The sequence below is a fragment of the Vibrio profundi genome, from assembly GCF_005281835.1.
GTDB lineage: Bacteria > Pseudomonadota > Gammaproteobacteria > Enterobacterales > Vibrionaceae > Vibrio > Vibrio profundi.
This window is the reverse complement of sequence record NZ_RZIS01000001.1, coordinates 456484-471216: the sequence shown is the minus strand read 5'-3', so window position 1 is coordinate 471216 and position 14733 is coordinate 456484. Positions and strand designations below refer to the sequence as shown.

Annotated in this window: 17 protein-coding genes and 1 tRNA gene; 7 read left to right on the top strand and 11 right to left on the bottom strand. The window is 44.1% G+C overall.

Annotated features, from left to right (window positions below):
* Positions 1-5 precede the first annotated feature (5 nt).
* Positions 6-908 carry a LysR family transcriptional regulator gene (locus ELZ11_RS02215; protein ID WP_137355736.1) on the bottom strand — a complete coding sequence of 301 codons (903 nt, stop codon included), beginning with the start codon at positions 906-908 and terminating at the stop codon, positions 6-8.
* 124 nt (positions 909-1032) lie between these two features.
* Between ELZ11_RS02215 and ELZ11_RS02210 the strand changes: the two genes are divergently transcribed.
* Together ELZ11_RS02210 and ELZ11_RS02205 are read left to right on the top strand one after the other, a co-directional pair.
* Entirely contained in the window at positions 1033-1356 is a 324-nt protein-coding gene (locus ELZ11_RS02210; protein WP_137355735.1) for a monooxygenase, read from the top strand.
* Positions 1349-1732, top strand: coding sequence for a hypothetical protein (locus ELZ11_RS02205; RefSeq protein WP_137355734.1), 384 nt, complete (start codon positions 1349-1351; stop codon positions 1730-1732). Before ELZ11_RS02210 ends, ELZ11_RS02205 begins: the two co-directional genes overlap by 8 nt.
* Before the next feature lie 101 nt (positions 1733-1833).
* On the opposite strand, the gene ELZ11_RS02200 is transcribed toward ELZ11_RS02205, so the two are convergent.
* Positions 1834-1910: transfer RNA gene (locus ELZ11_RS02200), tRNA-Arg, on the bottom strand.
* Positions 1911-2122: 212 nt separating this feature from the next.
* Between ELZ11_RS02200 and folD the strand changes: the two genes are divergently transcribed.
* Positions 2123-2983: a bifunctional methylenetetrahydrofolate dehydrogenase/methenyltetrahydrofolate cyclohydrolase FolD gene (gene folD / locus ELZ11_RS02195; RefSeq protein ID WP_137355733.1), complete on the top strand. Its 861-nt coding sequence runs from the start codon at positions 2123-2125 to the stop codon at positions 2981-2983.
* A 71-nt stretch (positions 2984-3054) separates the two neighbouring features.
* Here folD and ELZ11_RS02190 read toward each other — a convergent pair whose 3' ends face one another.
* Both ELZ11_RS02190 and ELZ11_RS02185 read right to left on the bottom strand, forming a co-directional pair.
* Entirely contained in the window at positions 3055-4035 is a 981-nt protein-coding gene (locus tag ELZ11_RS02190; protein WP_137355732.1) for a lytic murein transglycosylase, read from the bottom strand.
* A 28-nt stretch (positions 4036-4063) separates the two neighbouring features.
* On the bottom strand, positions 4064-4357 hold the full coding sequence (locus ELZ11_RS02185; protein WP_137355731.1) for a YcgL domain-containing protein: 294 nt from the start codon (positions 4355-4357) through the stop codon (positions 4064-4066).
* 219 nt (positions 4358-4576) lie between these two features.
* Here ELZ11_RS02185 and minC point away from each other — a divergent pair, with 219 nt between their 5' ends.
* From minC to ELZ11_RS02165, 4 genes are all read left to right on the top strand, one after another.
* Complete coding sequence (minC, locus tag ELZ11_RS02180; protein ID WP_137355730.1) at positions 4577-5239, top strand: septum site-determining protein MinC; 663 nt, start codon at positions 4577-4579, stop codon at positions 5237-5239.
* Between the two features lie 21 nt (positions 5240-5260).
* Complete coding sequence (minD, locus tag ELZ11_RS02175) at positions 5261-6073, top strand: septum site-determining protein MinD (RefSeq protein ID WP_137355729.1); 813 nt, start codon at positions 5261-5263, stop codon at positions 6071-6073.
* A 6-nt stretch (positions 6074-6079) separates the two neighbouring features.
* Positions 6080-6343, top strand: a complete 264-nt coding sequence (gene minE, locus ELZ11_RS02170; RefSeq protein ID WP_137355728.1) for a cell division topological specificity factor MinE — start codon at positions 6080-6082, stop codon at positions 6341-6343.
* A 194-nt stretch (positions 6344-6537) separates the two neighbouring features.
* Entirely contained in the window at positions 6538-6957 is a 420-nt protein-coding gene (locus ELZ11_RS02165; RefSeq protein ID WP_137355727.1) for a glycine zipper family protein, read from the top strand.
* A 63-nt stretch (positions 6958-7020) separates the two neighbouring features.
* Here ELZ11_RS02165 and rnd read toward each other — a convergent pair whose 3' ends face one another.
* From rnd to yoaA, 7 genes are all read right to left on the bottom strand, one after another.
* Positions 7021-8139 carry a ribonuclease D gene (gene rnd, locus ELZ11_RS02160; RefSeq protein ID WP_137355726.1) on the bottom strand — a complete coding sequence of 373 codons (1119 nt, stop codon included), beginning with the start codon at positions 8137-8139 and terminating at the stop codon, positions 7021-7023.
* A gap of 93 nt (positions 8140-8232) precedes the next feature.
* Positions 8233-9927: a long-chain-fatty-acid--CoA ligase FadD gene (fadD, locus tag ELZ11_RS02155; RefSeq protein WP_137355725.1), complete on the bottom strand. Its 1695-nt coding sequence runs from the start codon at positions 9925-9927 to the stop codon at positions 8233-8235.
* 106 nt (positions 9928-10033) lie between these two features.
* Positions 10034-10903 (bottom strand): alpha/beta fold hydrolase, encoded by an 870-nt coding sequence (locus ELZ11_RS02150; RefSeq protein WP_244291588.1) that lies wholly within the window; start codon positions 10901-10903, stop codon positions 10034-10036.
* Positions 10904-10928: 25 nt separating this feature from the next.
* Complete coding sequence (locus ELZ11_RS02145) at positions 10929-11489, bottom strand: Slp family lipoprotein (RefSeq protein WP_137355724.1); 561 nt, start codon at positions 11487-11489, stop codon at positions 10929-10931.
* 36 nt (positions 11490-11525) lie between these two features.
* Positions 11526-11828 (bottom strand): chromosome partitioning protein ParA, encoded by a 303-nt coding sequence (locus ELZ11_RS02140; RefSeq protein WP_137355723.1) that lies wholly within the window; start codon positions 11826-11828, stop codon positions 11526-11528.
* 114 nt (positions 11829-11942) lie between these two features.
* Positions 11943-12644: a tRNA (adenosine(37)-N6)-threonylcarbamoyltransferase complex dimerization subunit type 1 TsaB gene (gene tsaB, locus ELZ11_RS02135; RefSeq protein ID WP_137355722.1), complete on the bottom strand. Its 702-nt coding sequence runs from the start codon at positions 12642-12644 to the stop codon at positions 11943-11945.
* A gap of 76 nt (positions 12645-12720) precedes the next feature.
* On the bottom strand, positions 12721-14631 hold the full coding sequence (gene yoaA, locus ELZ11_RS02130) for a DNA repair helicase YoaA (protein ID WP_137355721.1): 1911 nt from the start codon (positions 14629-14631) through the stop codon (positions 12721-12723).
* Positions 14632-14733 lie beyond the last annotated feature (102 nt).

The following is a 14733-nucleotide window of genomic DNA, read 5'->3' as shown; positions in this document are numbered from 1 at the left end:
CCCCTCTATACTTGTAACCTACCGGAAGCTGAACTGAGCAACATTTCATAGAAGCACAAAGCAGCAGGACCGGTTTTAGCTCCCTTGGGTAAAGTCAAATGCAGTGGCACTTGATATTGCCCAGAATGCTCCACATTCAATACTTTAAGTCTACCATTCCCTTTTTCATCGACTACATGGGCGGGTAACCTGCAATACCCTACACCTTGCACCACAGCTTTAAAAGCGTGTTCAAAGTTGTCAACCGTTACCCTTTGCTGCGACTTCAGCCAACCTACATCTTGTTTAGTACTCGCTTCAACGTCATTGCCTAAATCGCGTACCACTACTTGGCTAACAGTTGAGAGTTCACTCAAACATACGGACTCTAGCTGTGCCAATGGATGGTTATTGACAACAACAGGTACCATAGTGGTCATTCCAAAGGCTTCAGCAGGATAATTCGTTACAGGCAGATTGATAATCGCAATATCGGCCACTTCATTGACTACCATTTCATTGGTCTTAGAAAGCGAGGTTTCTACGATTTGAATCGAAGTGGTGCTGTTATTTGCTAAATAGTCACTCATGGGCTTATACAACCAACTCAGGTCACATAAGTGATCAACCGCTACGATAATTTCCGATTCCACTCCCTTCGCTAGTTGTTCGCTTAAGTCTTCAAGTTCACGGGCTTGCTCTAACATAGCATTTGCTCGTCTAAGCAGAGATTGACCGTCGTCCGTTAACACAGCTCTTCTACCTCGAACTTCCAGCACTGCCACTCCAAGTTGATCTTCTAGCTTTTTTACAGCGTATATCAAAGTGGTATGGCTTTTATTCATCGCCAATGCAGCAGCCTGAATACTCCCTGCTTTATCAATTTCAAATAAGGTTTGCCACTGTTCAAGTGTTGTTTTAATTCTCATTGGTCAGTTTTTTCCACATTTACTGACAATATTATGAACTTTTTTGTTGATTTTTTATAGATAAGAATAGGCTCTCAGACAGTAATTACCGTCGCTAAACAATCAATATAGAAAGGAATAACAGATGAAATTATTACAAGTAGATTTCGATTTTAATGGCCCATTTGGCGCAGAGATGTCGCAAGCCCTCGTGGAGCTGGCTCAATCGATCAACCACGAACCAGGGATGATTTGGAAAATCTGGACAGAGAGTTCGAAAGACCAATTAGGCGGCGGCATTTACTTATTTGAAGATCGCACATCGGCTCAAAATTACTTGGCCATGCACAGCGCTCGATTAAAACAGATGGGAATAAAAGAAGTGCGTGGAATGATCTTTGACGTCAACCAGCCGCTCTCAGAAATAAACCAAGGGCCACTTTCATTAAGAGGACAATCAAATGACTAACCGCACTTTTTTAACGCTCCATGGGAGCATTTACCTAATATTTGCGCTAGCACTGTTTGTATTACCAGAAGTGATATGGCCGCTCTACGGAGTTGAAATCAATGATCACTACGCACATTTCTTATCACAACACACCAGCATTTTTCTGGGTGGTATCGGATTCATCACACTAATGCTAAAAGACATTGAGCCTAGCAAAACCGCCTATAAACTGCTTTTAGCACTGGCCATGACCAATGGCCTTGGTGTAATCATTACTACCTATGCTGGAGTATCGGGAATATTTACTGGATTCGGTTGGAGTGACCCGCTCTTCTTTGCGTCACTTACGACAATGAGCTATATCCAACTAAAGAAAAGTAAATTGGGCCATTGAATACTAGGGAATAGCCCTAATCCACCTCAAAGCAAATATTACAAAGTTCCAGAAACGACAAAGGCCTGACAACTTAATAAGTTATCAGGCCTTCTAAATAATGGCACGCCCTGAAGGATTCGAACCTTCGACCACATCCTTAGAAGGGACGTGCTCTATCCAGCTGAGCTAAGGGCGCGCTACAGGGAAAGGATTATACGAGTTAGAATCTGTAAATCAACGGCTTTATGTAACATTATGATCTAAGTGAGTAAAAATAACTCACTCACATTAAAGTCGACGAAAATTAAACCAATGCAAACGTTTGCTTTATGGAAATCAAAAACGTTTTCTGAAATAATGCGCCAAAACATCAGCCACTAACTTGAATATCATTATCTAAGGAAATTCATGACTGCTCAAAATATTGATGGAAAGCTCATTTCACAGACGGTTCGTTCTGAAGTTGCTGCTCGCGTTAAAGCTCGTACTGAAGCTGGATTGCGTGCACCGGGCCTAGCGGTAGTTTTAGTGGGTGAAGACCCAGCCTCACAAGTGTATGTAGGCAGCAAACGTAAAGCGTGTGAAGAAGTCGGCTTCGTATCAAAATCATTCGATTTACCAGCAACGGCAACAGAGCAACAGTTACTAGAGCTCGTGGATCAGTTAAACAACGATCCTGAGATCGACGGCATCTTAGTGCAGTTACCTTTACCTGCAGGTATCGATAGCACTCACGTATTAGAGCGTATCACACCAGAAAAAGACGTTGATGGCTTCCACCCATACAACGTAGGTCGTTTGGCTCAACGTATTCCTAAGCTTCGTTCATGCACGCCAAAAGGTATTATCACTCTACTTGATCGCTACAACATTGATTTACGCGGTAAGCATGCGGTAGTTGTCGGAGCTTCAAACATCGTTGGTCGTCCGATGACACTTGAGCTTTTGCTCGCAGGCTGTACAACCACAACTTGTCACCGCTTTACTAAAGACCTTGAAGGTCATGTGCGTCAGGCGGACGTAGTAGTTGTTGCAGTTGGTAAGCCAAACTTTATTCCAGGAGCATGGATTAAAGAAGGTGCAATTGTGGTCGATGTTGGTATTAACCGCTTAGAGTCTGGCAAGTTAGTTGGCGATGTGGAATACGATGTCGCAAAAGAAAACGCGAGTTTCATTACACCCGTGCCAGGTGGTGTGGGCCCGATGACAGTGGCAAGCTTAATCGAGAACACTATGATTGCTTGTGAGCAATTCCACTCGAAGAAATAGTCAGTAAATCTTATAAGAAAGGCTCCTTAAAGGAGCCTTTCTTTTTGGTCATGAGCCTTAAATGGCCGCACTTAAAACTTAATGCGATCCGCTAAATGACTCACAGCCAAAGCAAAGTAATAAGAACGATTCCACTTCATCAGTACGTTATAATTGTTGTAAACCAAGTACGAACGTCCTGCTTCATCATCAGGCATAATTAACCAAGCCTTGATATCTTCATCTAACTTAGGAAGTGGCTGACCGCTGTATCCAGTTATACCCAACTTGGACCATTCTTGAAGGTATTTTGCTTTATCTTCTGTTCGGCCTTGAAGCTCAGGTGAAATACCAGCAGGCACTTGAACCTGACGTCCCCACGTATACTTATCATCCCAACCAGATTGGCTTAAATAATTAGCTGCGGAGGCGAACACATCTTCTTCGGTGTTCCAGATGTCTTTTTTACCATCACCATTGCCATCAGCAGCGTACGCAAGGAATGAACTTGGCATAAACTGAGGTTGCCCCATTGCGCCCGCCCATGAGCCCTTCATCGCTTCTGGTTTAATATGGCCTTGCTCAAGTATGTTTAGGGCAGCCATCGCTTCTTTACGGAAAAAAGCCTCACGACGCCCTTCATACGCCATTGTAGACAAGGCATCGATCACACTGTAATTACCTGTAAACTTACCGAAGTTACTTTCAACGCCCCACAACGCGACTATAAAACGAGGTTGTACTCCATATTCATCACCAATACGCTTAAGCGATGAATAATGTTTGTTGTACAAAGCTTTGGCTTGTTTCACTTTCCAATCAGGGACTGCCCTCGGAATATATTCATCCAAAGTCAGCTTTTTCTCTGGTTGGTTTTTGTCTGCGGTTACCGCTCTAGGTTTAAACGTCACACCTTCAAAAGCTTGGTCAAGTATAGATTCAGAAATCCCCAGCTCTCGACCTTCTTGTTTCAAAGTTAAAACATACTCTTCGAAACTCAATTCATTAGCGGACAGGCTACCAGCCATTAGCAAAGTAGTAACCCCAGCCACAATCGCACGTACTTTTTTCAAGCGCTCCTCCTTGAACAATTAGAGCCGTTTATTCTTCACCTTCCGATTTTTTCTGTTGAGCTTTTCGTTCTTTATATAGCTCTAACTCATTAACAGTCGGAGGTGGTACTTGCAGGAAAAAACCATCATTCTTTAGCGATTCTTTCACTTTCTCGATATCAACTTGGGCCAGCGTTCTGCCGTCCATCTTGATAACCATAACGAAGCTAGGTTTGCCGAACATCTGCATCAAAGTGTCAGGAACTTGTGAAAAATCGTCTTTTTTCGGGATAAATAGGTAAGTGCCTTCTTTCTTCGAGCTTTTATAAATAGAACACAGCATGACAAGCCTTTTCTCTTGTTCAGAACGACAAAAGTCAACGTTCTGAAATTATTGGTTGAAGTTTAGAAATATTGGGAACAAAACGTCCATTTGACAACAAGATTGCTTGCTGTGCTTGGTTTGGGAATATAACATGATAAGCCTAGTTTCAGGCAATGTCCTTTATCGTAAAGATGAAAGAAATTGTAGCCAGTTCTTATTAAGGTCCTTTAGTAATCAATGTCTAGTAACCCAGATCTCAAAGGTAGTAGTTTCACTCTATCTGTATTGCACTTGTCTGACTCCCCAGTGGACAGTGCGGTGACGTTTCTTCAAGAAAAGGTTACCCAAGCCCCTTCATTTTTTGCTGCTGCTCCAGTTGTGATCAACATCAGCAAAGTGGATGGCGATATCGACTTTGTGCAGCTCAAAGATGGCATTTCCAAAGCGGGAATGATTCCTGTTGGTGTTACCGGCTGCCAAGACAAACGAACTCAGAACCTTGCAAAAGACGCTGGTTTTGCCGTAATGACCGCAAGTAAGTCCCCTTCTCAAGCTCCAGCTAAGATGGCGCCCACAAAAATCATTAGAACTCCTATCCGTTCTGGACAACAAGTCTATGCTAAAGATGGCGATTTGGTGATCTTAAACCATGTGAGTGCGGGCGCTGAAGTGATTGCCGATGGCAGCATTCATATTCATGGCACATTGCGCGGGCGAGCAATTGCTGGGGCAAGTGGTCAAAAAGAAGCAAAAATTATTTGTAATGATTTACAAGCTGAGCTGGTTTCTATTTCAGGAAATTACTGGCTCAGCGATCAAATTGAAAGTGAGTACTGGCAGAAAAAAATCATGTTAAGCATGACTGACGATGTTCTGCATTTTGATGTACTTGCGATTTAGAAAGATAAAAAGGAAAAAATAATGGCACGCATTATTGTTGTAACGTCAGGTAAAGGTGGGGTTGGTAAAACCACTTCAAGTGCGGCTATCGCCTCAGGACTGGCTCTTAAAGGTAAAAAGACTGCAGTTATCGATTTTGATATCGGCCTTCGTAACCTAGACCTTATTATGGGTTGTGAGCGTCGCGTAGTTTACGATTTCGTAAACGTTATCAATGGCGAAGCGACTTTGAACCAAGCGATGATCAAAGATAAGCGCACAGACAATCTATTCATTCTTCCGGCTTCACAAACACGTGACAAAGATGCGCTAACCAAAGATGGTGTTCGTCGCGTCTTTGATGAACTAGACGAAATGGGCTTTGATTTCATCATTTGTGATTCTCCTGCTGGTATCGAGCAAGGCGCGCTGATGGCGCTATACTTCGCCGATGAAGCCATTGTTACTACTAACCCTGAAGTTTCTTCAGTACGTGACTCAGACCGTATCTTGGGCATCCTAGATTCGAAGTCTCGCCGTGCAGAAGAAGGTCTAGAACCTGTAAAACAACACCTACTTCTGACTCGTTACAACCCTGCGCGTGTGACACAAGGCGAAATGCTAAGTGTTGAAGACGTAGAAGAGATCCTACACATATCATTATTGGGTGTTATCCCAGAAAGCCAAGCGGTATTAAATGCATCAAACAAAGGTGTACCAGTGATCTTTGACGACGCTTCAGATGCAGGCATGGCATACGACGATACCGTTGAGCGCCTCCTAGGTGGTCAGATTGATTTCCGCTTCTTGACCGAAGCGAAGAAAGGCATTTTTAAGCGACTATTCGGAGGCTAATTAACTATGTCATTACTTGAGTTTTTTAGACCACAGAAGAAATCTTCGGCTAATTTAGCGAAAGAGCGCTTACAAATAATTGTTGCTGAGCGCCGTAGCCATAACGATCCTGCACCGTCTTACTTACCACAACTAAAAGAAGACATTCTAAAAGTGATCGCTAAATACGTTGAAGTTGATCCATCAATGGTTGATCTATCGTTTGAGCATAAAGATGACGACATCTCTGTGCTAGAGCTCAACGTTAAGCTCCCAGAAGACGAAAAGTAGCACCTTAGATTGCATCCAAAAATAAACGGCTGACATATTTCTATGTCGGCCGTTTTCTTTTCCTATGTATAGCTAATGCCTGTTTCTAATTAATAACCTAAAGTTATTATTCATATAAGCACCATTCATTACCCACAATGATAAGTAAATTGTATTCTTATCTGGTACCCACAGTTCAGATAGAGAGTTTATTTATGTCACTGATTAACAATAAATTAAAAGCGACCATAATTACGGCAGCACTTATTGTTACAGGATGTAGTTCACCCGCATTGGATGCAGAAAACGAAAATGCCGCACGCAATAGAGGCGCTGTTGGCGGTGCATTAGTGGGGGCGACTCTCGGCGCTCTAACAGGCGAGCCTAGTCTTGCGGTAAAAGGAGCGGTTGCAGGTGGAGTAACAGGAGGAGTTGCAGGCTCACTGAAAGACTTAGATGACTCTCGCCATACCAATAATACGCAGATACTCGCAGATGGACATTCACAAGATAATCGTAGCGATGCCGAAAAGCGTGTCGCTGAACTCGAAGCGGAGATTCGAATCCGTCAGCTGGAGCAGCAGCTAGCCGATATCCAAGCGCAAGAAAGCCAAAGTAGCGCTGAACCTATCTAAAAGAAAAAAGGGTAAGCCGTGATTCACGCCTTACCCTTTTCTAAATATCTGCAACTTAATTAGTTATTTAATGGCTTTATTTAGCTTCTCGCCTAAAATATCTAAACGCCAACCTTGCATCACATCCGGCAGCTTCGCTGGATCTCGGTCTAACTTCCATACCCAGCTCAACATTTGATTCAGCTGCTTTTTAGAAGCCAAAAACTCCGTCGCCAAACCAGATGAAGAAGAAGCCTTTTTCACTTCATCTTTCAATGTTTTGAATACTTGCTTGTAACCTGGGTAATCCATCAAACGATCAATTTTCGCAGGGTACTCTTCTTCTGGTGTGTGCTCAGCCAATTTCACGATTGAGCTAATTTTTGCGCTATGGCGGCGAACGGCGCGAGGATCAATGCCTTCTTGCTCCATGTGTTTTGCCGATTTAAGACCAAATCGAGCCACCGCCCATAGGTCTTGTTCTTTAAATACAAAGTTAAGTGCCAAATCTCGCTTCATGGCTTCTTTATAACGCCACGTTGCCAGTGGGCGTAAAATCGCTAGTTGTTGAGGTCTTAGCTGCCAAGCCCCTTTGATATCTAAATATGCTTTTTCAGGCTCAGCCTCGCGAATGCGTTTAGACACTAATAATTCTGATTCTTGCTGCGCGGCATCCCACCAGCCTGCTGCTTGCACTTTTTCAAGTAGCTTGTTGTACATTGGCAATAGGTAATGAACATCTGCAGCTGCATAGTCTAGCTGCTTTTGCGAAAGCGGACGGGCTAGCCAATCAGTACGTGACTCACTTTTATCCAATTCAACACCTACAAACTCGTTCACCAAGGCCGCAAAGCCCGTCGACAAACCATGACCTAAGAAAGCAGCCATCACTTGAGTGTCGACCATTGGGAATGGTGTACAACCGAACGCATTTTGGAATACTTCTAAATCTTCACCGCATGCATGCAGCACTTTCAGTACCGATGTGTCTTTCAGTAACCCGACAAACGGAGTCATCTCGTCAAGCGCAATTGGATCAATCAAAGACAAAGTTTCGCCATCAAATAACTGAATCAGGCCCAATTGAGGAAAAAACGTTCGGGTACGGACAAACTCGGTATCGAGCATCACTACATCAGCTTCGCGCGCTTGCAGACAAACACGTTCAAGATCGTTTAATTGGGTAATAATTTGATAGTTCACACAAACTCTCGCAGGTTTTATTGTTCGCCGGATACAAAAATGCCGACATGAATTGTCGGCATTCTAACATTATTTGTTCGGCACTGCTTCCGCTTAAGCGCTTTTCGCCTGTGCTAGCTGAGCATCGTTTTCTTCACGAAGAACTCGGCGAAGGATCTTACCTACGTTCGTTTTCGGTAGCTCTTCTCTAAACTCTACGAGTTTAGGCACTTTGTAACCCGTCAAATGCTCACGACAATGCGCAATAACGTCGTCTTTCGTTAGGCTTGGATCGCGTTTCACTACGTAAATCTTCACTAACTCACCAGACACATCATTTGGCTGGCCGATAGCTGCGACTTCCAATACTTTTCCGTGAAGAGCAACGACATCTTCAATTTCGTTTGGATACACATTAAAGCCAGACACTAGAATCATGTCTTTCTTACGATCAACAATGTGCAATAGGCCTTCATCATCGAACTTAACAATGTCACCAGTGGACAACCAACCATCTTGGTCAATAACTTCTTTGGTTGCTTCCGGACGTTGCCAGTAACCCTGCATCACCTGCGGACCTCGAACCTGAAGTTCACCAGTTTGGTCGTTACCCACAACGTTACCTTCATCATCGATGATACGAACATCGGTTGATGGTACAGGCAGACCAATCGCGCCAGTGTAATCTTTTAGGTCGTATGGGTTACCCGTAACCAGTGGAGAACACTCGGTTAAGCCATAGCCTTCCAGTAAATGCACGCCAGTGGTCTTTTTCCACTGCTCAGCTACCGCTCGTTGAACCGCCATACCACCGCCAACTGCAAGGCCTAGGTTGCTGAAATCTAACTCATGAAAATCTTCATTGTTCACAAGTGCATTAAATAAAGTATTTACACCCGTAATCGCTGTGAATGGGTATTTTTGCAGCTCTTTAATGAACCCAGGAATATCACGAGGATTGGTAATTAATAGGTTTTGGCCACCAATTTCTACAAACAATAAGCAGTTTACTGTTAATGCAAATACGTGATACAGCGGCAGCGCTGTAACGACTAACTCTCGCCCTTCTTTCAAGACTGGGCCGTATGCGCCCTTCGCTTGAAGCACGTTGGCAATCATATTGCGGTGAGTCAAAATTGCGCCCTTCGCAACACCAGTGGTACCACCGGTGTATTGTAGAAATGCAATGTCATCACCCGACATGAAAGGTTTCACGTATTGTAAACGGCGGCCTTTATGGAGCGCTTGACGGAAAGAAATAGCGCCCGGAAGGTTGTACTTTGGCACCATGCCTTTTACGTACTTCACAACAAAATCGACAATCGTACCTTTCGCGCGAGGTAACATTTGGCCAAGGCTAGTTAGAACAACGTGCTTAACAGGCGTATTATCGACGACTTTTTCAAGCGTACTCGCAAAGTTAGAAACGATTACAATCGCCTTCGCTCCGGAGTCATTTAGCTGATGTTCAAGCTCACGTGGAGTATAAAGAGGGTTCACATTTACCGCGATCATACCAGCACGTAATACACCAAACAGTGCAATTGGGTATTGCAATAAGTTAGGCATCATTAAGGCTACACGATCGCCTTTCTTCAGTTTCAAATCATTTTGTAAATAAGCGGCAAACGCACGGCTGCGCTCTTCTAACTTACGAAATGTCATGACAGAGCCCATGTTCATGAATGCAGGCTGATCCGCATACTTTTGTACGGATTGCTCAAACATTTCAACTAAAGATGGGTATTGATCTGGGTTGATCGTTTCTGGTACGTCACTTGGAAAACGTGAAAGCCAAGGTTTATCCACGATGTTACTCCTCGTTTATCAGCTGACTGCATAGCCGCTATTTGTCATTTGCGAAGTATTACAGCACAGCTTTAGTGCTTGAGCACTAAAAGACTCAAACACTTGTTTAAATTTTGTTAACTGCACCAAGAATTAGCTCAGAAATGCGCTCTGGGTCCTGCAAATGGCAATGATGTCCGCCGTGAACTGTCTCTATCTTCAGCTTAGAAGTATCTAAGTTGTAGCGATTGTGCTGCAAATCACGGTAGCCATTACAACCTAGAATAATCAATTGCGGGCAAACTATTGATAACATAATGGCTTCTGCATGTTCTGATGACATTCGATAAAGTGAATCGCACTTCAATCGTGAGTCATATCGCCAATGCCATTGGCCATCACGGTGCTCGGTACCTCGTTCGACAATAGGTTGAATCAACACACCATCAATATGATTTGCTTTTGCTCTTAGCGAAATAGCATCTTCTAGGCTAGCCAGAGGACGAGAAGGCTTTCTGCGCTGTCTTTGTCGACTTAACACCCCTTGTCTCAGGCGTGTAACCGTATTCTGGGGAGCTTCAGAAAGAGGTCCATGACCTTCTATTTGAACTAATCCTGATACCTGTTCAGGAAAGGCGGCACTATAACAACTTGCTATCAATGCACCAAGTGAATGCCCCACCAACAGTAGTCTGTTTGGCGATATTTCATGCAAAACCTGATAAATATCGTCAATATAGTCATGAAATGGGTAGTAAGAAGGGGTTGGTTTGTGCTCAGAAAGCCCGTGCCCTGGTAAATCGATTGCTATTTGGTGCAAGCTAGGGTTAGCCTTCGCTAGCGCTTCCATTACCGAAATAAAACTAGCGGCATTATCTAACCAGCCGTGAATGAAAACGACCGTCAAAGCGGCCGTTGATGCATCACCGATCTCTAACGTGGCGACATTGCCTGAAGAAATCGAATAGGTATGTTCACTGAATATATGAGGAGTCACGAATATCTCGCATTGTTCTCGCGAGCTATTTCACTTCCTGAATAACTCGTCCTTGCTTGGGACCATAGTTGAAACTACGGCAGTACATACTACGGCAAGAATAATAGTGGGAAGTCGTGTCCGTGACTACTATGCGCTCTTTAATTTGCCACAAGCGTTGGCCATAAGCATTCATTACAGGAAAGGTGTATTCATACTCACCGACTAAACCCGTTTCTGGCATTGCGGTCGTTCCCACAATCGTTAGCATACGACCTTTAGCAAAACTCACCGGTTCTGCATAACCTGAAATATAAGCGACAAATCGACCTTTCGGCTCAGCATCCAAGTCTGGCTTACCATTGCTATCAATCGGCAGATTAACCACTTCAATACGAGTTTTATCATCAAGATTTTGTACCGAGGCAATAACCCCACCTAAACGCACATCAGGCTTGGTATCTGGATCGGCATCCAACCACAATTGGTAGTCAGTGATCACAGGTTCAGTCTTTGCAGTAAGCTCAGTGGGTAAACTAGAACAACCTGCTAATACGAGGAAAGCTAACGATAAGAAAAATAGGCGGAATTTATTGGTAGAAAACATTGAAATTTCACTCAGTTAGGAACAGAGAAGGTTAAATCAGATATAAATATCGACTCCCAAAAGCTTAGCAAGTTCCTCTTTTTTAGCTTGGTTCATCACATCCATATACTCTTCCATTGCGCGACGGCCGCGACCTTCTGGTAAGTCATATTGAATTTGCGCTTTGTGAATATCGGATTCTTGAACATGACGGATCGAATGAGAGACGGCATTCGCGACCTTCGTTGGTTGACCAACAGGGCCTTTAGCGTCGCCTTTTTTTATCTCATTTTTTTTATTCGTTCGATTAGTCTTTTGAGTATTGCCAATCGAAGGTGGTAAACCGTTAATCGAAACCATATTCACTTACCCAAACTGTTTACTTTGATGATACGAAAAGGAACCAACCTTTTCGCATCAACAACTTGCGCGCCAAATATTGCTGCAAGATCAGCTTTACTTGAGAGCTAAACGTTACTCACGACCTGGCAATTTCTTCCACGCCACTTTATCACGTAAATAAACGGGCGCAGATTCTTCAGCGGGAACCGCTTTACCTTCAGCAAAGGCAAACTGAGCTAACAACGCAATATCTTGCGCTTCAGGGAATAACACCTCACTTTCTTTACAAGTCAGGTTGATGTTATCCAAGTGCTCAGCGTAGGCTTCCCAACCTGTGCCTACTTTCGACCAAGTTTGAGCATCGGCTTCAACTTGAGCGACCAGATCGCTAGGCGCAATAACGCATTCCGCATCAATTGCTCGCCAACTTCCATCTTGTTGACGACTGTAACGCCCCCAATAAACTTCACTCATTCTCGCATCAATAGCGCTGGCAACATGCTCGTCGCCTTGAACTCGATAGCAGCCTTGTGCCATTGCTTCTAACGTCGAAATACCGATCATTGGTAGATCTGCACCGAATGCTAAACCTTGTGCAATACCAATGCCAATACGAACACCAGTAAAGCTACCAGGCCCTTGCCCGAATGCGATCGCATCCACATCAGCTAACTTCAAACCCGCTTCTTTTAGCACCTCATCCACCATAGGAAGAATTTTCTTGGTGTGATCGCGTGGTGCCACTTCACTGCGTGCAAACACTTGGTTTTCAACAATTAATGCGACAGAACAGTTTTCAGTCGCGGTATCTAATGCAAGAATTTTTGCGCTCATTAACGCCTCAAATAAACTTTGTTGTATCTAAAAATAATGACTAATGCTCAAGGGAATCAGACAGTTTCTAATTCTCTTAATGTTTAGCTAGGAATTCTTTTATGACGCCTAAATCTCGGGTGCGCGGTATTGGAGGCAAACTCGCCAAAAATATGCCGCCATAATCGCGAGTCACTAGTCGGTTGTCACAAATAATCAAAGCACCGTTGTCATGCTTATCTCGAATGAGTCGCCCCACCCCTTGTTTTAACGTGATCACCGCATCTGGTAACTGAACTTGAGAAAAAGGATCGCCCCCTTTGAGCTTACAATCCTCAATCCGCGCTTTAAGCAAAGGATCATCGGGTGCTGTAAAGGGTAATTTATCGATGATAACACAGCTAAGTGCATCGCCCCTAACGTCTATCCCTTCCCAAAAAGCCCCCGTCGCCACCAGCAATGCGTTTCCAAGTTCCATAAACTCAGCCAGTGTTTTCTGCTTACTGGTCTCCCCTTGAAGCAATACTGGAACGGATAAGGTTTCTCTAAAGCGCTCACCAAGCTCTTTCATCATGCTGTGGGACGTACACAAGAAAAAGCATCGACCTTGGTTTTGTTCAATAACCGGGGTTAACATTCTTACCAGCTTATCAGCAAGTCCTGGGCTATTTGGCTCGGGTAAATAACGAGGAACACACAGACGCGCCTGATTCGGGTAGTCAAATGGGCTAGGTAAAGATAACTGCGCCGCTGGTTTAAGCCCTAAACGTGAAGTGAAATGCCCAAAATCATCCGATACCGCAAGTGTCGCGGAAGTAAAAACCCATGCTCCGGGCTTAAGCTCGATTTGTTCGTGGAATTTATCGGCAACGGATAACGGCGTAATATGTAATGCGAAATGCCTTGGCGTTGTGTCATACCAATAGGAGTAACCAGTAATCGACACATCACACACCCGCTCAATGCGCCCTTTCAATAGAGTGGCACGTTCAAAAGCCGTATCTAACAATTGACTACGACCTAATGCCAGCTTCAAAACATCTACCGCTAATTGCAGCGCATCTTGTAAGCGAACCAACTCGCGAGCAATCGACTCTGATTTTAAGGCTTCTCGCCAATTACCACGAAAGCCTGTATCACCAAGTACAATTCTAAGATCCATCGCAGACTGAACCAAACGCTCACCAACTTTCTGTAGCTGTCGCATATCTTTGGCTTCGGTGCGGTAGCCTATCTCTATGTCTTTTGAGAGTTCTTGAATCTGACGGCTCGACACCGACTGTCCAAAATACTGACTCGCGATGTCTGGGATTTGGTGGGCTTCATCGAAAATAAATACATCGGCATCTGGGATAAGTTCGCCAAACCCAGTTTCTTTGATTGCCAAATCCGCCATAAATAAGTGGTGATTAACCACCACCACATCGGAGTCCATCGCTTTCTTCCGAGCTTTCAGAACAAAGCAATCAGTGTAACTCGGGCATTCTTTACCCAAGCAATTATCATTGGTGGATGTAATCGTGGGAATGATTGGGCTGTCCTCAGCGATATCGTCACAATCGCCTAAGTCGCCACTATGCGTAGTAGAGGACCAATTTCGCACCTTAACCAATTGTGCGAGCATTGTGGGATCAGACTCAACACCGTGGCTTTCGACCATTTGACGGCTTAATCGATCCAAACACAGATAATTGGAACGCCCTTTGAGTAACGCTATCTGGCCAAAAAAACCTAACGCTTCAACCATCAAAGGTAAATCACGATGAAACAACTGTTCTTGCAAGTTCTTCGAACCGGTACTGATGATTGTTTTCTTACCGCTAAGCAACGCAGGAACCAAGTAAGCAAATGTTTTACCTGTTCCGGTTCCCGCTTCAACCACCAATTGGCTTTGCTTTTCAATCGCGCTGGATACTGCTTCCGCCATATCCAGTTGAGCTTGTCTGGGTTGAAACCCCGGGATCGCTTTGCCGAGAGCGCCGTCAGCAGAAAACGTTTTAGAAATCATAAAGCAACGAAGTAGAAGAAAATATGGGGAAGAATTATGGCAGGTTTAGTGAGCCGGCGCGAATCAAGATTGCATTCGCACCGGGTGTATTTGGTGTGATCT